Origin of the sequence: Photorhabdus laumondii subsp. laumondii, from assembly GCF_003343245.1 — a bacterium.
Taxonomy (GTDB): domain Bacteria; phylum Pseudomonadota; class Gammaproteobacteria; order Enterobacterales; family Enterobacteriaceae; genus Photorhabdus; species Photorhabdus laumondii.
Genome location: NZ_CP024901.1, coordinates 3,810,014 through 3,830,341, shown reverse-complemented (window position 1 = coordinate 3,830,341; position 20,328 = coordinate 3,810,014). Strand labels below are relative to the sequence as shown.

The window sequence follows — 20,328 nt, the reverse complement described above, 5'->3', positions numbered from 1 at the left end:
ATGGCAATCAATGCCAGTTTACTTTTGTCAATAAATGTCATGTTATTGTCATGAGGTTTAAATTATTCTGTTCGACATGCTGTTATATCGGCGGAGATAAAAGGGTGCGCATTAAAAATCGTTTTTTTGAAAAAAGAGTTGATCTTTATAGGCACCCATTAAGAAGATGGGAGAATTTATAAATCGCTTGCCTTGTTCATCCCTTGATATATTGCGAAAACATGAATGGCCTGTGTAAATATTTACGGCTCAGTTAACTTCCGACCGGGAAATAGTGGCGTGGGTTATTTCCCGGTATGACAATAATGATATGGCCTGATATTGAGTTCTTATTGTTGACTAATGGCCGCAGAAAATTTAGGAGAAAATATGACGAACCTAACACCGATGATCATCTTTGATCACAGCCGTTACAGACTAAAAGTGTGGCGCAATAAAGCACCGCTGGATGTGCTGGCCTTTACCGGGCAGGAAGCCTTAAGCCAGCCGTTTCGCTATGCCATTGAATTCACCAGTGCGGAGAAAGGGATTGAACCGGCACAGATGCTGATGCAGCAAGCCTCATTTACCCTGACCTCGCCTGCGATCAATCCGGGGATACGGTGGATGCCGATTGTGCCGCCGGAGCCGCTGCGCTCGGTTTACGGGGTGATCAGCGGCTTTAAACTGCTCTCCACTTCGCGGGACGAAAGCCGTTACGAAGTGACGCTGGAGCCCCGGCTGGCGCTGCTGGCGAGAAGCCATCAATACGCTATTTACCAAAAACTGTCCGTGCCGGAGATTGTGGAGAAAATCCTGCGGGAGCGACATGGTTTTCGCGGGCAGGACTTCCTGTTCAGTCTGGCGTACAGCTACCCGAGGCGGGAACAGGTGATGCAGTATGGCGAAGATGACCTGCGCTTTATCCAACGCATGCTGGCGGAAGTGGGTATCTGGTACAAAGTGACGGCGGATGACCGGTTAAAGATCGATGTGGTGGAGTTTTACGACGACCAGCGTGACTACCAGTTCAATGTCTACCTGCCTGCCCGCAATCCGTCAGGTATGCACGGCGAGGAGGACGCGGTGGTGTGGGGCATGGAGACCGCGTATCAGGTGGTGGAGGGAAAAATTGCGACTCGGAATTATGACTACCACGATGCCCGGCCGTATCCCGGCTTGAACACCGAGGCGGATGTGACACGGGGCGATCGAACGACTTATGGCGAAGCGTACCATTACCGTGACGACTACCGAATACCCGGTGATCGTTACGCCTATCAACCGGAGACGGAAAGCGGGGTGTTTTATGCCCGTTTGCATCACGAACGTTACCTGAATCAACGCATCCGCCTGCGGGGAATGACCACCTCCGCCACGCTGGTGCCGGGACAGGAGTTGAAAGTGAAAGGTGACGCCCCGGAAACGTTTCGCAAAGGGGCGATCATCACCCAGATCACCAACAGTGCCCGCCGGGACAGCAGTTTTGAGATGACATTCACTGCCATTCCCTATTCCGAGACCGTGTGCTTTCGCCCGGAGCGGGTGCCGAAACCGGTGATGGCCGGCACGATACCCGCGCGGGTGAGCAGTACCAAAGTGAATGATACCTACGGCGATATCGACAAAGACGGCTTATATCGGGTGGTGTTTAATTTTGACCGGGAGAAATGGCCGCAAGGCGGCGAAAGCTTGTGGGTGCGTCTGGCGCGCCCGTATGCGGGGGAGAACTATGGTTTTCACTGGCCGTTGCTGGAAGGCACCGAAGTCGCGATCGCCTTTGAAGGGGGCGACCCGGACCGGCCCTATATTGCCCATGCTCTGCACGACTCAGTGCACCCGGATCACGTCAATCTCTACAACTACAAACGCAACGTTCTGCGCACCCCGGCGAATAACAAACTGCGGATGGATGACGAACGCGGTCGGGAACATATCAAACTGAGTACCGAGTACGGCGGTAAAAGCCAGTTAAATCTCGGCCATCTCGTTGATAGCCAGCGCCCACACCCGGATAAACGGGGAGAAGGCTTTGAGCTGCGAACCGACGACTGGGGCGCGATCCGGGCCGGTAAGGGGTTGTTTATCAGTGCGGATAAACAGGCCCGCGCGGGCGGTGAAGTGCTGGAGATGGAGGCGGCGCTGAATCAACTTCAACAAGCGCAGACCTTAACCGAGGCATTATACGGCGCGGCTGAAATGGCTAAAGCGGAACTGGCGGATTTGCAGCAACAGAAGGCGCTGTTAAGTGAAACGTTAGCCGAGCTGAAAAAATCCGCGTTGTTACTCTCCGCGCCAGAAGGGATCGCGCAGACGACGGCAAAAAGCCTCCAGTTGGCGGCCGGGGAAAATATTATCGTCACCAGTGGGAAAAGTACCGATTTCAGCGTATTGAAAAAATTCACGGTGGCGGCGGGTGAAAGGATCAGCCTGTTTGCCCAAAAACTGGGCATCAAACTGTTTGCCAGCAAAGGCCGGGTAGATATTGAAGCGCAGGGTGATGAGATGGGGCTGGCGGCACTGAAAGATATCACGGTGAATAGCCATGAGGGAAAAGTGATCATCAGCGCCAAACAGGAGATCTTGCTGGTCAGTGGCGGTGGTTATATCCGAATAGGAAATGGTCAGGTGGAGTGTGGTGCGCCCAATCACATCATCCAACGGGCGGCAGTGTGGCAGAAGTTTGACGGGCAGAGTGTTAGTCAGACAGTACAGCAATGGCAAACCGCGAATTATGCGGTAACGCCGAAGGCTGTACGGGCTTATAAGATTTCTCCGTTAGACCGTCAAAATATGCAGTTCCATGCCGAAGATGGCGGCGTACAGGCATTATCAACCATACAGAATGGAAAAACCCCTTTGCAAAAGCAGGTTGGGGTGGAAATCAGTCAATTGAAAATAAAAGATGAGGAGTAAATGATGAGTGAGCCGAAAGAAAATGAGATTTTTATTCACCCTGAATATGATGAACTGGGCCTCCCTTATTACAACGTGCCGAATGCCAGAATTGAAGAAAATCTGGTGGCGACGTGTTTGAAGTACGCGACTAAAGTGATCCCGGTAATTTTCCTGCCGGGGGTGATGGGGAGTAATTTGAAATCGACAGAGGGGGAGTCAGTCTGGCGGCTAAACAGGATATTAAGTTTTGATGTTTTAGGTTGGATGTGCTCGGGTGCGTCTTACAGGAAGAAAACTTTAGACCCGAATAAAACAAAGGTTGATGATTCCGGGGATATCACGCCTGATCACACTGAGAAGAATAAATTCCAGACTTGCAAGCAGCGCGGTTGGGGGGAGATAGCCCATATGAGCTATGGCACTTTCCTGCCCTGGCTTCAGGCGGTGTTGGATGATGAGCGTCTGGCCTTTGAGTACTGTCTGGCAGAGAAGGGGGAAAAAACCCTTCGGCAACGTATGGTTGATATGAGTTTGAATGCGGAGTGGGGGGAAGAGCCGCTGACCGAGGCAGAGGTTGACCATAGTTATGATTTTCTCTACCCGGTTCATGTGATGGGCTATAACTGGTTGCAATCTAATGAGGAGTCTGCCAAGAGGCTGGAGCAATATGTGGATAAGGTTTTAGCTTTCTATGGTAAACGGTGTGCAACTAAAAAGGTGATTTTAGTCACTCACTCAATGGGAGGGCTGGTTGCTCGTTATTATTCAGAATTGCTGAATGGCAGAGATAAAATTTTAGGCATTGTGCATGGGGTGATGCCCGCTACGGGGGCGCCGACCACCTATAAAAGGATGAAAACCGGTGAAGATGGTGTGACCGGGCTGGTTGTGGGTTACGATGGTGAAGATATGACTCCGGTGCTGGCGCAGTCTCCCGGCCCATTACAGCTTCTGCCGGGAAAGGAGTATGGTCGAGGCTGGTTACATATCGCCGATGGTAAAATGACGCATAAACTGCCGAAATCAGATCCGTATGAGGAGATTTATCTGGAAAAGGATCGCTGGTGGGGGTTATGTGAAACCCGGTTTTTAAACCCGGATAAAAAGGATAAGTGGAAAGATGGAGCAAGCTGGAATAGTTATCGGAAATTGATAAGAAACACAGTCAAACCATTTATTGAAGAGTTAACCAGTAAGTACCATCCGAATACTTATGCCTTTTATGGTGCCAGCGAGAAACATTTATCCTATGGAGTTATCTCCTGGCAAGAAGCCAGTAAGGATTATTACAATAAAACGGAGGATTATTCCGGCCTGACATTTGATCGGCCGATATACGATCCTTATAACCTGGAGACGGGCGCAACCCGTATGGTGCAGTTTTCTGTTGGCCCTTCTTTTCAGGATATTGCGGCGAAAACTTTTAAGCTGGCACCGCCCAAAGAGCCGGGAGATGGGACGGTGCCGGTACAGTCTGGCCGTATTGCAGCCAGATATTTACGCAGCTTGCTGGCAACAGAAGTCGACCATGAAGGCGCATATAAACAGGATAACGAGACGGAAGAGACGTTTGCCCGGTTATTCACTTTGCGTTCAATTGTGAAGATGGTGCAAGCGGTGAAAGGTGAAAATTGAATAGGAAAACAACCTTACTGACTTTAGCGGTTATTTGTACCTTATGGTGGTATATGCCCGTATTTTATTACCCGATTTTAACTGAAAAGGAAAAGAAAGTGACAACTGAAATGTTAGTGAATATGCAGCCTCATTGTGTGGGCCGTTATTTGATAGATCTTCCTGCTGGATTTGGCAATGTTGCCGAACAAGGGATATTTATTGGTGATGCGCAAATAGAAACCGAGCGTTTATATCCACCTGCATTTGAACAGCGGATACGGCTAAGAGAGCAGGAATTAAAGACCATGCAATCTGTTGAACCGAAAGATATGCCTTTTTTAAAGAAAGCCTATCGCCTCCAGGATAATATGGAGGGTGTGATCTTCGACAGGAATGAAAGTTTTGGTATTCCCGGTTTTGCCCGAGTATTAGAAGCGCATTTGTATAGTAATGGTGTCGCTTTTACCGTAACAATGAAATTTATGGAGTTATCAGATGATAAGTATAAGGAAGATAGAGATTTTTATATAAGGCAAGGGTTTTCTGAAAGGCAATACAATGAGTTATATCAAACTCTGGAGAAGATGAAAAGACTGCTATCCAGAATCAGCGGCCGGAAAGATACAGAAATACCTACAGAGACAGGTACCTGTATTCCTGATGGTTTTATTACTGGCAGTCATGATGAGAAAGAGAATATGACTTTTGTCTATAAGCGAGATGAAAGTGATCATTTTACTTTCAATGTTGAAATATTGAATGATCTTCAAGAGAAAGACCATCTGTTAGAGCGTCTGAGGGGAATGGAAGGTATGTTTTTGTCCATGCATGCTAAGATAATAAGGAAAGGGAAACGGGAAATTAATGGCACTTATACGGAGGAAGTTTTAACAACTGCGCCGACAGAAAAAATTGAAGAACCGGAAACCAAAATTCCGGGATATAAATTTATTTTAATTGCTAATGAAACAATCGGGGATTATAAGAACCCTTTTGTTAGAATTAATCTGAGAAATGATCGGTCATCCGCAACGCCGTACAGTGAAAATGAACTGATAAAGTTTTGGGATGCGGTAACGAGTACTTTTCGTAAAAGACCCGGTGCTTTTAAACGGCAATAACATGCTTCAAATAAAACCCCTTATAGGGATGTAAGGGTTAACCATCAGCAGAAGGAGAAACCAGATGTTTAAAGAAATAACCAGTTAGTGGGGGTTGATATGATTCATTTTGAGCTTTGGCAACTTGTATTAGGCATATATCTTTTACTACTATATTACACTTGGCCGATAATTCTGATACTGGATGTATTTACTCTTTATCGGATAAAGAAATGCATTAAAGATAAGGAATACGGGCGTGCGTCACGCTTGATTTTTGCTGCTGTATTCATGAGTGGTTCCCTTATCGCCTTCATAATATGGATAAATTTATATAATTAAACAGATGAGGAGATGATTATGTTTAATATGATTGGTTTCAGCCATATCACTGATCAAAGTAGAATCGTAAGCGTGACAGCGTTAACGTTCTATGATAAGGACAAACCGGTTAAATTAATCGGTGGCCTGATTTTTTATTTAAATGCGAAACAGGGTATGCATTCAATGGTGATATATGATTGTTGTTGCCCGTTTTCGATTCCATTACCCAGGATAATATCGAGTTATTATTATGAGTTGGCCCATACCTGAAATACCGGAACTTAAAGCAGTGTCGCCTCTGCGTTATCGATTATGGTTTATCATTTTACTTTTGATATTGATTGTCGGCACATTGGTTTACGCTGTGCTAAAAGATACCACCGATTTCTATCACGCGGCGATTTATAGCAGCTTACCGTCCTTTCTGGTGTGGTTGCTATTATTTGGTGCGGTATTAAATCGCTATGAGCAATATTGCGCGGCAGCATACGCTTGGGAAGAAGCCAGTGCTGAAACTCGTTTCCAATGGCAGCAATGGAGCAGAAAACAACTGGCGGTGATTGGTAATATTATTCTGACGCCTGAGCAACAAGGTATTGCGCCACTGTTAGGTGATGCGGAAGAGATCCCTGCTTTTCCTGAACAAGGACGGGCATTATCTCTGCCATCGAGCGATAGGCGGCAATTATTGGCTAAAATGGATCAGGATTTTGAACAACAGTGTCCGGGTTATCGTTCTCTTTTACGCCAGATTTATATTGCTTCCGACGATCACGCTTCTTATGAATCTGCGATATATCAACAGTGGAAAATAAGCATCTTACCGATAATAAACCGAGATGAGATCGATAAATTATACGATGAGGATGATTTCGAAGGGCTGATAATGGTTATTGCGTTCCAGTGCTGGCCTTCTGAAAATAATAAGAAAGCGTACAGTGAATTTGTCTCGGCTCAATTATTTTCGTCGACAAAATTTGCCACGCAGGAAAAACTCACTGTCCTTGCCGGTATGGGAAGAACATTACCTTCATTACCCGGAGAAATAATCAAAGACTTACAGATATTGTTTGAATATAACCGTATTGATAAAAATAACATGCGGCACCTTTGGATAACGGGTGTCACGAATGATGTCCTGACTGAACTGACAATTAACAGCCATGACTCTGCGTTTAATCTTTTCACCGAAAATTCGGTTCATTTAATTGATCATACTTTTGGCCCACCGGGGCCGCTATCGATATTTTTGGCATCAGCCATATTAACTGAGGCAATTAGCCTGACCGGTAGCGATCATATCGTTATCAATCAATTACCAGAGGGGAGCGCTAGCCTCTATTTAATGACTAAGGAATTACATCAATGAAAGTTAATCGTCACCACCAATATGGCTATTTTGGGTATATTTTTATTACCCTTAGCCTTGCCGGGATATTTCTCATGTTGATCTACTTGAATCAAACATTACTTGAGGAACGGGGGCTGCTTAAATCCGTATGGTATGCCTACGCTACCGTTTTTCCGATCCTATTAATAGGCTTATTTGGCAATGCTGTCTGGTGGCATATTCGGCAGAATAAAGCGCAGAAAAAACTCAGACCTGAAACCGAGCGGACAGCGGATCGCTCCAGCCAGTCTGCTTTGGTACTGAGTGACTTGGGCGATCGCATGCGCCTCCGTTACGGGCGGTTCTGGTGGTATAAAGTCCGCATTTTACTGGTGGTGGGCGAAGTGGAGCAGGTGGAAGCCATCGCGCCGGGGCTGACCACGACGCACTGGCAGGAGGGTTATCGCACGCTGTTGCTCTGGGGCGGCAGTTTGCAAGCGGAACCGAATACCGCTCAATTGATGGCCCTGCGTCGCTTGCGCCGTTACCGCCCGCTCAATGCCATTGTCTGGGCGCTGACCGAAAACCAAAGTGCGCAGCCGGTATGGATGGACAAGGCCCTGAGGATGTTGCAAAAACAGGCCCAACAGTTACGCTGGCAGGCTCCGGTCTACCTGTGGCAGGTGTGTCACAGTACCTGGTCTCAGGAAGGTCGTATCACTCAGACCGTCGGCTGTTTTTTTCCTGAACGCTGTACCCCGGATATCGTGGCGACACAGTTACAAACGTTGGTTGACCCGTTGCGCGAGCGCGGGATGCAGCAACTGTTGGAGAAGACGGCCCACGATTTTCTCTGTCGTCTGTCCGCGAACTTGAAACAACAGGGGATTGCGCACTGGCAACAGGTCCTGACGCCGTGGTTAGCGGAGTATGGTGATGTGGTGTCGCTGCGGGGTTTGATGTTCAGTTTGCCGCTTAAAGCGCAGACGACTCGCCTCCCGCAGATCTGGCTGCCCGACACGGCATGGCAGGGGGTGTTGGAGGGCAGTCGTTGTTTCCACGGTCGGCGGGTGGGCATGCTCCACACACAGACCGTTTGTCGTGGCCTGATAGTGCTGGGCTTGTTATGGGGGGCCGGAATGATGCTCTCCTTTTTCACCAACCGTGACCAGCTAGCCGTGGTGCAGGCGGCGGTAACTGACCTGAAAGTCCAGCCGGAGAATTCTGATGCCCAGTTGATGGCCTTGAAGGATCTGCGTAACGAGGTGGACCGGCTGCAAGACCGGGCTGAACACGGCGTGCCGTGGTATGAGCGCTTTGGTTTGAGTCAGAATCAGAAACTGTTGACGGCGGTGCTGCCCGATTATGCGCAGGTTAATAACCGCCTGATACGGGACAAAGCCGCTGCGGTGTTGCATGCGAAACTGAGTGCGCTGGTGAATTTACCGCCGGGCAGCCCTTTGCGGGCTAAGCGGGCGCAAGCCGGTCATGACCAGTTGAAAGCCTACCTGATGATGGCGCGGCCGGAAAAAGTGGATGCTGTGTTTTTAACCCGGATACTGGATGAAAATGAACCCGAGCGGGCCGGTATTGCCCCCGGTGTCTGGCTGGATACGGCGTGGGATTTGTGGAGTTTTTATGCGGAGAATCTGGCCGCGCATCCCGAATGGCGGATAACCGCGGATAAGGCGTTGATTAAACAGGTGCGTCAGTTGTTGCTGCTCCAGCCAGGTAAGCACAATGCCGAAGCGGCGCTTTACCAGCAGATGCTGCAATCAGTGGAGAAAAATTATTCGGACCTGACGTTAAGGCAGATGACCGGCGACACCGATGCGGCGCGGCTGTTTACCACCTCTCACGTGATACCGGGGATGTTTACCCGTCAGGCGTGGGAAGGCGGGATACAAAAGGCGATAGCGAAGGCGGTGGCGTCACGTAAAGAGGCAATTGACTGGGTGCTGAGTGATAACCGTCAGGCAGTCTCGGCGTCGGTATCGCCCGAAGAGCTGAAAGCCCGTTTGACCGCCCGTTACTTTACCGATTTCGCCAGGGTGTGGCAGGATTTTCTCAACAGCCTGCGCTGGAACAAAACCCGTAACCTGTCGGATGTCATCGACCAGCTAACGTTGATGGCGGATGGACGGCAGTCTCCGCTGATTGCGCTGATGAACACGCTGGCCTATCAGGGCGAAACCGGGCAACAGGGGCCGAGTTTATCGGACTCATTGGTGAAATCCGCTAAAACGTTATTGAATAAAAAAACGCCGCGAATGATTAATCAACAGACGGCTGGCTTGCACGGGCCGATGGATGAAACCTTTGGGCCGTTGCTGGCGCTGATGGGAGAAAATCAGGCAGAAGGAAGAATCAAGGCGGACAGTACCCTGAATTTACAAACCTTCTTGACCCGGGTAACCGACGTGCGTCTGAAACTGCAACAGATGAACAACAGCGACGACCCACCGGCAATGGCGAATGCGCTGGCTAAGACGGTATTTGAAGGGAAAAGTACTGATTTGACCGATACTCAGGGTTATGGGCGCTTGATAGCCGCCAGTCTGGGCGGCCAATGGCGGAGTTTTGGTCAGACGCTGTTTGTCGAGCCATTAGCGCAGGCGTGGCAGGGAGTATTGAAACCGGCGACGGCGAATCTGAATAGCCAGTGGCAGACGGCGATAGTGGACAACTGGGATCGGGCATTTGCGGGTCGTTATCCGTTTGCCGGTGGCGACAGTGAAATTTCATTGCCGATGTTGGGGCAATTTATCCGGTCAGATTCGGGGCGGATAGAGCAGTTCTTGACGCGTCAGTTAGGCGGGATACTGCATAAAGCGGGTAACCAGTGGGTAGTGGATGAGGTGAATGGTCAGGGCGTGCAGATTAACCCGGATTTTCTAAAGGCGATAAATCAGCTCAGTCAGTTATCGGACCTGTTGTTTGCGGATGGCAGTCAGGGATTGCGGTTTGAACTGCGGGCCAGAGCGGTGCGGGATGTGGTGGAAACTGACCTGACGATAGATGGGCAGAAACTGCGTTATTTTAACCAGATGGAAAGCTGGCAGAGCTTTCGCTGGCCGGGAGAGACCTATAAACCGGGTGTGATGCTGACGTGGACCAGTGTCAATGCCGGGGCGAGATTGTTTGGTGATTATCAGGGGAACTGGGGGCTGATCCGCTGGCTGGCACAGGCGAAAGCGGAGAGGCTGGATGAAAGCCGTTACCGACTGATATTTACCGCGCCGGATGGATTACCGTTAACCTGGATTTTGCGCACAGAATTGGGCGAAGGGCCGCTGGCGTTATTAAAACTGCGCGGATTTAAATTGCCGAAAAATATCTTTGTAGTGATGCCGGGTAATCACACGACAATATCAGCGGTAAATGACGATGATTTGATAGAGGAATAGTGCATGCGATTGGCGATAAATGAGGAAATAGCGTAACCGTTAACTGCTTTCATTAACAAAATAGCGGTCAGAATGAATATCACTACAGATATTCCGATGAAGATGTTTGGCTATATGGGTGAGAAGCCTGATTTCACTTTTCTCAGTGAAGAGGGAATATTGCTATGGGGTTTTCTTGATGTTATTGGCTATCTTATTATTCGTGTGGCATGAATGAGAATTATTCTTCTTTATCGTGATGGAGTGAATAAGATTTAAAAAGGAGTGATGAGACTGAAACAGCGATAATCTATTAGATAAAATAAAAATAGGCATTATTATCATAGGGATGTGATTAAAATAGCGTATTCAGGCCGCCTTCATTTTATGGCAATCAATGCCAGTTTACTTTTGTCAATAAATGTCATGTTATTGTCATGAAGTTTAAATTATTCTGTTCGACATGCTGTTATATCGGCGGTGATAAAGGAAAGTGCATTAAAAATTGTATTTTTTTGAAAAAAAGAGTTGATTTTTATAGGCACCCGTTAAGAAGATAGTAAAATTCAGAAATCGCTCATTCTGTTCACCCATTGATGTATTGCGAAAAGGTGAGTGGCCTGTGTAAATATCTTCTATCCGGTTAACTACCGGTTGGGAAATACCTGTGAGGTTATTTCCCGGTATGACGATAATGACATGCCGAACTTTTATTAGTTTTGTGTTGTCTGCCAACGACCGTAAAAATTATTAATAACGTCGCCAGTATTTGAGACACCATAGAGTAAATAGGAGTAGGTATTTAAAGATGAAAAAACAACAACTGAGGCTGGCAGTTTTATGCCTGCTACTGGCCGCCTGTAGCCAGTTTTCGGCACAGGCGGGAATCATTGAAGCGATTAATCATACCAAATGGGCGATTAACCGGTTCAGTGTGGATGGTGAACCGGGTATCGATATTATCGGCCCATATCAGGGCGGTGGTGGTGGTTGCTGCTACCGGGCCCCGGAGAAGTGGCGACCGGGGATGACGGTTAAGGTGGATTGGGAGACTGGTGTCGCTTTTTCCGACGATTTTCCCGGCTATGAAAATAGAGAAAAATATCTGGAATGGGATAGAAAAATTAGAGCCCAGAAACGTCAGCATAGCCAGGTCGTACCAGTGCCCGATTATACCGGGCAGCGTACCTGCGGTATTACAGTACATTTCTTACCCTGTGATCAGGTCAAAGTCACCACTTCGTGTAACACCTACGGTAGTCCTAACTACCCAATTAAAGAACCCTTGGAAATGAAGGGACCAAAAGTATGTCCGAAGTAATGCATGCAAGCACCTCAAGTCCAGATTGTCACTAATGTGAAGGAGTAGAAGATGAAAAAACAACAACTGAGGCTGGCGGTTTTATGCCTGCTACTGGTCGCCTGTAGCCAATTTCCGGCACAGGCAGGCATCATTATCGCCATTAACCATACCAAATGGGCGATTAACCGGTTCACTGTGGATGATCAACCGGGTATCGACAGTATCGGCCCATATCAGGGCGGTGGTGGCGGTTGTTGCTATCGGGCTCCAGATAAGTGGCGACCGGGGATGACGGTTAAGGTGGATTGGGAGACCGGTGTCGCTTTTTCCGACGACTTTCCCGGTTATGAAAATGATGAGAAGTATTTGGCGTGGAGGGACAAGATTAACGCCCAGAAACGCCAGCATAGCCAGGTAGTACCGCTGCCCGATTATACCGGGCAGCGCACCTGCGGCATTACAGTGCACTTCTTACCCTGTGATCAGGTCAAAATTACCACTTCCTGTAACACCTACGGTAGCCCGAACTACCCAATTAAAGAACCCTTGGAAATGAAGGAACCAAAAGTATGTCCGAAATAAAACATCATGATCTTGTCTGGTTGCCAGCCCCTTTTCCGTCTCAGGGGCGGTTACCTGCCAAGAGTTATCTGGTCAGGGAAAACTGTCAGCAACAGAGCAGTCAGGAAAAAGCTTACTATCAGGAACTTTGTCTGGCCGCCAATCGCCGGGTAATCCGTCCCTGTTGTAACACGTTGCATGTCAGCCTGTTTTTTGATGGCACCGGCAATAATTTATATAACGACCTTTATCAGGCTGTTCCTAACCATCCGACCAATGTTGTCCGTCTTTTCCAGGCAACCATTGGGGCGGGTTATGCCGGAGGGGCATCAGGTAAGCCGTTACTGGATAATATTGAGAGCATCGGAAGAAAGTACTTTAAGTATTATATTCCCGGGGTGGGAACCCCTTTCCCGGAAATTAATGAGCTGGATTACAGCAAATTGGGGCTGGCGGTTGCTAGCGGGGGAGAAGACCGGATCAATTGGGCATTACTGCGGTTGATTGATGTATTAAAGCGCGTATTGGTAAACGACAAAATTGATGATGTTGCTTGTCAAAAATCCCTGAAAGCGATGGCAACCACATGGAATATGCTGGAGTTGGGCGGTAGCAATAACCGCTATGAGGAGTTTTATAAGCAGTTTGCGAGCTTAAAACGTGAACTGAGGATAGCCCGCAGTCAGCCCGGGCGGGGTAAGTGTAAGTTGTTGGGCATGAAATTGTATGTGTATGGTTTTTCCCGTGGGGCTGCGGAGGCGCGGACTTTTGTTAACTGGCTGACTGAACTGTTTCCGCCGTCGAGAGAAGCAGGCCAAAAACCGGCTCAGTGTCTGCAACATAAACACGATACAGACCCGGATAGCAATTTACCCATCAGCGTAGAATTTCTCGGATTGTTTGACACGGTGGCGTCGGTCGGGGTGCCCCATATGATTCCTGTTGTTGAAGGTCATATGGCCTGGGCAGACGGCACGCAGGAACTGCCATCGGAGGAAACTTACGGTGGTCTGGTGAAACGTTGTGTGCACTTGGTCTCGACCCATGAACAGCGGTTGTGTTTCCCGATGGATTCCATTCGCCGGGCGGACGGTACTTACCTGACAGGCAGCACCGAGGTGATTTATCCCGGTGTGCACTCTGATTTGGGGGGCGGTTATCCACCGGGAGAGCAGGGTAAGGCAATAGGTGAAACCGATGGTTTGCTGTTATCACAGATTGCTTTGCATGAAATGTATGCGGCAGCCTTTCAGACTGGGGCACCCCTTAAGGTCCCGAAGGAGGTATTACCTGACGATTTACAAGATCAATTGTGGCGGGCAATGAGTGCTGATATCCAGCGGGAATTTGATATTGACACACAATTAGTCAACCGCTTCAACGCCTGGCGTCAAGTGACTCTGGGGTTGGAGATGCCCCAACAACCCCTGTCAGATGAAGAAGCGGCCCGCTTTGAACCGGTGCGGGCCTCTGTGGCATTGGAACAGGCGATGAAAAACCAGATGAACTGGCTGACGGCCTGGCGTATCAATCGTTACGCCAACGGCACGCTGCTCGGTGCGCCGTTTTTTCATGAGGCTCCTAATCGTGATGCGAAAAAGGCGCATTATGAACAGAGTGAACAGGCACAAAAAGCGGCACAACAGCAGGTCGAGGCTAAACGGAAAGTGCAGTGGAATGAATTTTTTCGCGATGGAGGAAAAACGCCGCCGTTGTTAATGCAGGGAGTGCCGGATTTTGACCCGGAAACCGCCCAGAACCAGTTGCGAGAAGCGGCAGCGGAATTTGGTCGTGACTACCGGGGAGAAAGTCGTGAGCAAAGCAATCTAAAACAATTTGCTATTGAAACTCTCGCATACCACATGCTCTATATATGGGACAGTAATGATGACGTTAAGGAATATCAGCAAATGAAAACGGCGGGAGAAGCGTTGGTCAAACCGCTTTTCCGGCCTGCCCCAGTGGGAAAAACCGGCCAGCAGGAGTCACCCGAGTCATTGTTGGTCGCTCTGTATGACAATCAGGTTCATGATTCCCGCGCCTGGTTTATGTACTCTATTCTGGACACCCGCGAGCCGGAAGGCGGTTACTTCCGTTACCGGATAATTTATTTCGGTACGGAATGTAACAAGCCTTTATCACCCCTGACGATAGCCGGCAATGTCGTCGGATCGACGACCCCGGTTGGTGCAGCGTTGCTTTTCTTGAAAGATAAAAAAGTCGGCAACATGTTGTCGGATGCCGCCGACAAGGTACCCGTCACAACGTGGGAAGTGACCGCGCGGTATTTAACTTCCGGCGAGCTGATCACGCTGTTAGCTGGACCGGAGTATAGAAAAGCGTTCACCCATAATGTGGGCGAAGTGACCCGTCAGCAGAGGGAATTTCTTAAAGAGCGGCGGTTGCAAATGACCAAAGATGATCTCAAAGCGCGTTGGGCGGGAAAAACGCTGGAGCCGACTCCGTTCAAGGAGCCTGAGAAATGAAAAACGTAATATTACTTTGTTTTAACCTAAAAAGGAAAATTAAATGAAAACTGAAATATTAGCCAATATGCAGACTCGTTGTATCGGGCATTATCTGATTGATATTCCCTTGGCATTTGAAAACATCATCAATAATGAGATATTTATTGGTGAGGCAAAAATAGAAACCAAGCGTACGCATTTATCCGCATTTGAACAGCGGATCGAGATAAGAGAGCAAAAATTGAGGACGACTAAGACTACCGATCCGAAAGATCTGCCCTTTTTAAAGAAGATTTATCACCTCCAGGGAAACTTATATGGCGTGATTTTTGACAGAAATAATAGTGTCAGTGAACCCGGTTTTTCCCGAGTATTAGAAGCCCATTTATATGATAATGGGGTGGCTTTTATTATAGAAATGAAGTTTACAGAAATATCAGATGATAAATACAGTTATTCAAAGGACCGTTATATAAAATCCGGATTGAATGAAAGCCAATATAAAATGCTTTCTCAAACTCTGGACAAAATGCAAAGGCTAATTACCAGAGTCAGCGGCAGAAAGGATAGCGATATTCCGACAGTGGCAGGAATCTGTATCCCTGACGGTTTTATTGCCGACTATAATGATGAAAAAGAAAGTATAAAGTTTGTCTATCAAGGAAATCAGGATGACAATTTTACGCTCAGTGTTGAAATCATTAATGACCTTAAAGGGGAAGGCACTTTACTTGAACGTATTAGTGAGGTTGAAAGGGATTGGTTTATTAATTATGGCAAGATAATAAGAAAGGGGGAAAGAGAAATAAATGGGATTTATGGGGAGGAGTTATTAGCAGTAGGTCTGCAATCTTTTGACAATAGCCCGCGTTATCAATTTGATTTTATTGCAAATGATATGATGTTGGATGATAAAAAAATCTGTGTTGTTATTATGTTAATGAATTATCAGTTACCTGCAACGCCATATAGCGAAGATGAATTGATCATGTTTTGGGATGCAATAACGAAAACTTTTCGTAGAGGACCGGATGCTTTCGAATAGTAATAAAGTGAGAGAGTGAGTGTTTTAAATAATTCACTAATGAGAGGTCCAATGTGTTATGGTTTATTTTTCCAGTGTTTTTTTTGATTCATATGTTGTTTTTAAGTCCGGTAATATTGTTTGTTGATATACTTATCATTTGTCGGATAGTTAAACGTGGTGGGTGGAAAAAATATAAAATTGTGTTTTTTTTAATTCCTGGTGTGTTATTGATGAGTGTCTTGGTTATTGGTGTGACCTCCGCCGTTATCATGTTGTTCGGTTTTTTATGTGACCATTTTGGTTAATGGCAATAATTTCAACATCAATAGCAAGGTATTTCGATATGAAGTATTGCCTTTGAATATTAATTGCTTATTGTGTGATTGCTCTGGCAATAAAATAGAGAATATCGTTATGTCTGGCATTATTTTTTTTAGGTGATATCAGATTACAGCTATTTTTCTCTACTATTTTACTTCCCTTCTGATTATTTATTCTGAACGGGAAACGATATTTTTTAATAACTTTTTTGGAGGACCATCCTATGGATGATTTAACCCTGCGCTATTATGAGGCAGAAATGCGCTATCTGCGTGAAGCAGGCAGAGAGTTTGCTAAGGCCCATCCTGACCGAGCAGCCGCGCTTAATCTGGATAAAATCGTTATGCGTGATCCTTTTGTGGAGCGTCTGTTTGAAGGCTTTGCTTTTATGATCGGGAGTCTGCGTGAGAAGCTGGATGATGACTTGCCGGAGTTGACGGAAGGGCTGGTTAGTTTGTTGTGGCCGCATTACCTACGCACGATTCCGTCCCTTTCCATTGTTGAATTTGGGATGGATTGGGCACAGTTGAAAAATTCGGTACAGGTGAAAAAGGGTTTTGAGATCCTTTCGCAACCGATCGGCCCAAGCAAGACTCGGTGTCGTTATACCACAACTCAGGCGGTCCAGTTACTGCCTCTGGCACTGACCGACGCTTCCCTGCAAGAGGAACCGAATGGGCGTTCCGTGATTCGATTGCGTTTTGACTGTGGAACACTGGTGGACTGGCACCAAATTGATTTGAGCTGTTTACCGCTGTATCTCAGTGCTGACAGTCCGCTGGCCTATGCGTTACATCGAGCGTTTACGCTGCAAACCCAACAGCTTTACCTGCGTTTACCCGGTCAGCCCGATCGTCAGCCATTTGACGGCCGATTCTCACCAATGGGGTTTGGCGAAGAGGAAAGGTTATGGCCGAAAGGGGAAAGTTCGTTCAGTGGTTATCAACTACTGCTGGAGTATTTCACTTTCCGTGAAAAGTTTATGTTTGTTACGCTCTGTGGGCTGGAAAAGTTGACTCTCCCCGAGAGAACGCCGTGGTTTGAGCTGGATGTGGTTCTGCGTGAAAGTTGGCCCTTTGATTTGCCATTTTCTGCCGAGCATATCCGTTTGCACTGTACCCCGGTGATTAATCTGTTTCGGTTGGAATCCGATCCGCTTCAACTGGCACCGTTGCAAACTGAGTATTTGCTGTATCCGGTCCGCTATCAGGATGGGCATACCGAGGTTTATTCCGTGGATGAGGTGTCTTCTTCGAAACGCGAGGGCCATCAGTATGTGCCGTTCAGTAGTTTCCGTCATAAAGGCGGCATGTTGCGCCATGATGCACCGGAGTGCTACTTCCATACCCGTGTGAAACGCGGGCCATCAGGTCTGTGTGACACCTGGATTATTCTGGGTGGAGCGGATTTTGATGATAATGAACTGGACGAAGAAGATATCTTATCTCTCACGTTGACTGGCACTAATGGTCAACTGCCGCGTAGGGCGTTGCAGGATACGCTGTTGAATACCGCCGTTAATCCTCCGTTGGCGGAATTTACGGTACGTAACCTGTGTGAACCGACATTGCCCTGTTATCCACCCAATCGGGACCGTTTCCACTGGCGAGTGCTCAGCCATCTGGGTTCTAACTTTCTTAGCATGATGGATAACCCGGAAGTGCTACGCGGGACATTAGCCCTGTATGACTGGTCCGACAATGAGATGAACTATCGCCGTCTGGAGGCGATTGTCGCGGTGAAGCATTCGCTGATTGAGCGATTTGAGCAGGGAAGTTTGCGGCGGGGCGTGCACATTGAAGTGACATTGGATAGCAACGGCTTTGCAGGTGCCGGTGATATCTGCTTGTTTGGCGAAATGCTCAGCCGCTTCTTTGCCTTGTACACCGATATTCATCTGTTTAACCGACTTACGCTGATTTTACAACCTACGGGGGAACGACTGTTATGGGAAGAACAACACTGTCAGAACATTCCCGGTTGATGGCAATACTGGAATCGGAGATTTCGACACTCGATTTCTACCAATTCTGTCAGATGATTGAACGTGCAGTTCCTGATCGGCCGCCTCTGGGGAGTACGGAAAATCCGGTTGATGATGCGATACGTTTGCGGCCTCATCCTGGTCTGGGATTTCCCGCCAGTGAATTGAAAGCGATAGAAACTGACAGTGAACATCCAGAGCGTCCACCGACAGCCAGAACAAACTTTATGGGACTGTATGGAGTAGATTCTTCGTTGCCAACCGCTTACCTGAACGATATCGTTCAGCAAAGGGAAGGGAATGAAACTATCGAAGCCTTTCTGGATATTTTTAACCACCGGATGTTCACCCAGTTTTATCGTATCTGGCGTAAATACTCCTATCCGGCAACTTTTGCTACCGGAGGAACCGATAGAACCTCCCAATGTCTGCTCGGATTGATTGGCTTAGGGATACCGGGTAGTCAGCAACAGATTGCCACGCCGATGTCCCGTTTTCTGGCGCTGCTCAGTGTTATGCGTCTGCCAACTCGAACCGCTGAAGGCGTATCGGCGCTGGTGGCATTGTTGGCACCGCAAACCCGGATCGTGGTGACACCTGCTTGCCCGCGACAGATCCATCTGATGCAACCGGCGAATCTTTCAGACACTCACCGAATTTCCCTCTCGCAGCGTACCGTGCTAGGCAGAATGGGCACTGATATCAATAGCCAGTTATTGCTGGCGCTGCATACCGATTGCCCGGATGAAGCGTGGGGCTGGTTGCCGGGCGGGCAGTTGCACACTGATTTTTTGGTGTTGTTACGGGTTTATTTAGGCTGGCGATACCAAGCCAGATTGCAACTGACTCTGCCGACCCGAATATTACCGCCACCGCTGCTAGGTGGTCAGCCTGTTCGGTTAGGGCTAACAGGAGTATTAGGGTTAAAGGCTGAAAATCATCAGCTAGCAGTGCCTGACAACATTACGGTGAATTTGGGGTGTTATCAGGGGATATCACCAGACAGCAATCAAGACAAAGGGGGAGATTATGTTAACTATCCCTTTTTATAAAATGGTGCCGGTAATGGCGACGATAGCATTACTACTGACAGGCTGTGGTCTGACTCAGACCGTGACTGATGGCACGGCAGCGGCCACCCGGTCCTTTTTTCATAAGCGGGTGAAAACGTTGCATCTGGATTTTATTCCACGGGCAGCGGTTAATACCGACACGGGAGAAAGTGTTGCTCTGTCCGTTCCGGCATTAGTTCGGGTTTATCAGTTGCGGGATAACAACGCTATAAAAAAGGTGGATTATGCGGATTTGTTGGATGACGGCGACCGGATACTGGGCGCTGATTGTCTGGCGAGTGAAGAGGTAGTGGTGAAACCGGGTAGTCACGCATCGCTTGATATGCCGATGGCGGCGCAGGCGAAATATGTGGCGGTGGTGGGATTATTCAGAAACCCCGATGTAGCCAAAGGGACTTGGCGTCGGATCATAAAACGCAACGAGTTGTTACCAGATAGTCCTCGTATTATTGCGCTTAATGCCGGTGGCTTGACTTTATTACCTGAAAAGGGGTGAGTAAATGAAAAAACCTTCTCTGTATGAAAGCCTTTTCGGCAATTTTAATTGCGGTCTGGAGTTGCATCAGGTGAGTGAAGAAGAGCAAGTTATTTTGTCGGTATTAGACAATATGCAGCGTATCCTCAATAGTCGTGCCGGTTCGCTTACCCATCTGCCCGATTATGGCCTGCCTGATCTCAACACTATTCTGCGAGGGTTGCCTACGTCGTCACAGCGCTTGATCTCGACGATTGAACATACCTTGTTGACTTATGAACCGCGTTTGAAACGAGTTGATATCACGTTATTGCCGGAGCTGGCACCGGGGCATCTGCGTTATGACATCAATGCTGAACTCAAAGGTGTGGGGCTGGTGCGTTTCAGCACTGAGTTTGTACCGGAAGGGAATGTGTTGATCCGCCATTTACGCCAGCAAGGGTATGTGGATTAGCATTATTGCTGTTGAGCTATACCCGTCA

14 protein-coding genes are annotated in these 20,328 nt (G+C 47.9%); all 14 read left to right on the top strand.

Annotated features, from left to right (window positions below; translation table 11 throughout):
* Positions 1–369: 369 nt before the first annotated feature.
* The 14 genes from PluTT01m_RS16725 to tssE all read left to right on the top strand — a co-directional run bounded on the left by PluTT01m_RS16725 (position 370) and on the right by tssE (position 20,300).
* A complete protein-coding gene (locus tag PluTT01m_RS16725; RefSeq protein WP_011147441.1) occupies positions 370–2,895 on the top strand; it encodes a type VI secretion system Vgr family protein in 2,526 nt (841 codons plus the stop codon).
* A 3-nt stretch (positions 2,896–2,898) separates the two neighbouring features.
* Positions 2,899–4,512 (top strand): esterase/lipase family protein, encoded by a 1,614-nt coding sequence (locus PluTT01m_RS16720; RefSeq protein ID WP_041380217.1) that lies wholly within the window; start codon positions 2,899–2,901, stop codon positions 4,510–4,512.
* 98 nt (positions 4,513–4,610) lie between these two features.
* Complete coding sequence (locus PluTT01m_RS16715) at positions 4,611–5,615, top strand: T6SS immunity protein Tli4 family protein (protein ID WP_228957283.1); 1,005 nt, start codon at positions 4,611–4,613, stop codon at positions 5,613–5,615.
* 553 nt (positions 5,616–6,168) lie between these two features.
* Positions 6,169–7,287, top strand: coding sequence for a hypothetical protein (locus PluTT01m_RS16700; RefSeq protein WP_041380211.1), 1,119 nt, complete (start codon positions 6,169–6,171; stop codon positions 7,285–7,287).
* The gene (locus PluTT01m_RS16695; RefSeq protein ID WP_011147435.1) at positions 7,284–10,655 is read left to right on the top strand and encodes an ImcF-related family protein; all 3,372 of its coding nucleotides are present in this window, start codon (positions 7,284–7,286) and stop codon (positions 10,653–10,655) included. The genes PluTT01m_RS16700 and PluTT01m_RS16695 overlap by 4 nt, the downstream gene beginning before the upstream one ends.
* 72 nt (positions 10,656–10,727) lie before the next feature.
* Entirely contained in the window at positions 10,728–10,868 is a 141-nt protein-coding gene (locus PluTT01m_RS26950; RefSeq protein ID WP_157866904.1) for a hypothetical protein, read from the top strand.
* 574 nt (positions 10,869–11,442) lie between these two features.
* Positions 11,443–11,955, top strand: coding sequence for a Tli1a family immunity protein (locus tag PluTT01m_RS16690; RefSeq protein ID WP_011147433.1), 513 nt, complete (start codon positions 11,443–11,445; stop codon positions 11,953–11,955).
* Between the two features lie 51 nt (positions 11,956–12,006).
* Positions 12,007–12,519 carry a Tli1a family immunity protein gene (locus PluTT01m_RS16685; protein ID WP_011147432.1) on the top strand — a complete coding sequence of 171 codons (513 nt, stop codon included), beginning with the start codon at positions 12,007–12,009 and terminating at the stop codon, positions 12,517–12,519.
* Positions 12,507–14,984, top strand: coding sequence for a T6SS phospholipase effector Tle1-like catalytic domain-containing protein (locus PluTT01m_RS16680; RefSeq protein WP_011147431.1), 2,478 nt, complete (start codon positions 12,507–12,509; stop codon positions 14,982–14,984). The genes PluTT01m_RS16685 and PluTT01m_RS16680 overlap by 13 nt, the downstream gene beginning before the upstream one ends.
* Positions 14,985–15,027: 43 nt before the next feature.
* Complete coding sequence (locus PluTT01m_RS16675) at positions 15,028–16,011, top strand: T6SS immunity protein Tli4 family protein (RefSeq protein ID WP_011147430.1); 984 nt, start codon at positions 15,028–15,030, stop codon at positions 16,009–16,011.
* Positions 16,012–16,537: 526 nt separating this feature from the next.
* Complete coding sequence (gene tssF, locus PluTT01m_RS16665) at positions 16,538–18,298, top strand: type VI secretion system baseplate subunit TssF (protein WP_011147429.1); 1,761 nt, start codon at positions 16,538–16,540, stop codon at positions 18,296–18,298.
* Complete coding sequence (tssG, locus tag PluTT01m_RS16660; RefSeq protein ID WP_011147428.1) at positions 18,262–19,350, top strand: type VI secretion system baseplate subunit TssG; 1,089 nt, start codon at positions 18,262–18,264, stop codon at positions 19,348–19,350. Before tssF ends, tssG begins: the two co-directional genes overlap by 37 nt.
* Positions 19,328–19,867, top strand: a complete 540-nt coding sequence (tssJ, locus tag PluTT01m_RS16655) for a type VI secretion system lipoprotein TssJ (protein ID WP_011147427.1) — start codon at positions 19,328–19,330, stop codon at positions 19,865–19,867. The genes tssG and tssJ overlap by 23 nt, the downstream gene beginning before the upstream one ends.
* 4 nt (positions 19,868–19,871) lie before the next feature.
* Positions 19,872–20,300 (top strand): type VI secretion system baseplate subunit TssE, encoded by a 429-nt coding sequence (tssE, locus tag PluTT01m_RS16650; protein WP_011147426.1) that lies wholly within the window; start codon positions 19,872–19,874, stop codon positions 20,298–20,300.
* The last annotated feature ends 28 nt before the right edge of the window (positions 20,301–20,328 follow it).

Bases quoted from the DNA above. Each gene is read 5' to 3' on its own strand.
- PluTT01m_RS16725 (WP_011147441.1), top strand. From the start codon at position 370: ATGACGAACCTAACACCGATGATCATCTTTGATCACAGCCGTTACAGA.
- PluTT01m_RS16720 (WP_041380217.1), top strand. From the start codon at position 2,899: ATGAGTGAGCCGAAAGAAAATGAGATTTTTATTCACCCTGAATATGAT.
- PluTT01m_RS16700 (WP_041380211.1), top strand. From the start codon at position 6,169: ATGAGTTGGCCCATACCTGAAATACCGGAACTTAAAGCAGTGTCGCCT.
- PluTT01m_RS16695 (WP_011147435.1), top strand. From the start codon at position 7,284: ATGAAAGTTAATCGTCACCACCAATATGGCTATTTTGGGTATATTTTT.
- PluTT01m_RS26950 (WP_157866904.1), top strand. From the start codon at position 10,728: ATGAATATCACTACAGATATTCCGATGAAGATGTTTGGCTATATGGGT.
- PluTT01m_RS16690 (WP_011147433.1), top strand. From the start codon at position 11,443: ATGAAAAAACAACAACTGAGGCTGGCAGTTTTATGCCTGCTACTGGCC.
- PluTT01m_RS16685 (WP_011147432.1), top strand. From the start codon at position 12,007: ATGAAAAAACAACAACTGAGGCTGGCGGTTTTATGCCTGCTACTGGTC.
- PluTT01m_RS16680 (WP_011147431.1), top strand. From the start codon at position 12,507: ATGTCCGAAATAAAACATCATGATCTTGTCTGGTTGCCAGCCCCTTTT.
- PluTT01m_RS16675 (WP_011147430.1), top strand. From the start codon at position 15,028: ATGAAAACTGAAATATTAGCCAATATGCAGACTCGTTGTATCGGGCAT.
- tssF (WP_011147429.1), top strand. From the start codon at position 16,538: ATGGATGATTTAACCCTGCGCTATTATGAGGCAGAAATGCGCTATCTG.
- tssG (WP_011147428.1), top strand. From the start codon at position 18,262: ATGGGAAGAACAACACTGTCAGAACATTCCCGGTTGATGGCAATACTG.
- tssJ (WP_011147427.1), top strand. From the start codon at position 19,328: ATGTTAACTATCCCTTTTTATAAAATGGTGCCGGTAATGGCGACGATA.
- tssE (WP_011147426.1), top strand. From the start codon at position 19,872: ATGAAAAAACCTTCTCTGTATGAAAGCCTTTTCGGCAATTTTAATTGC.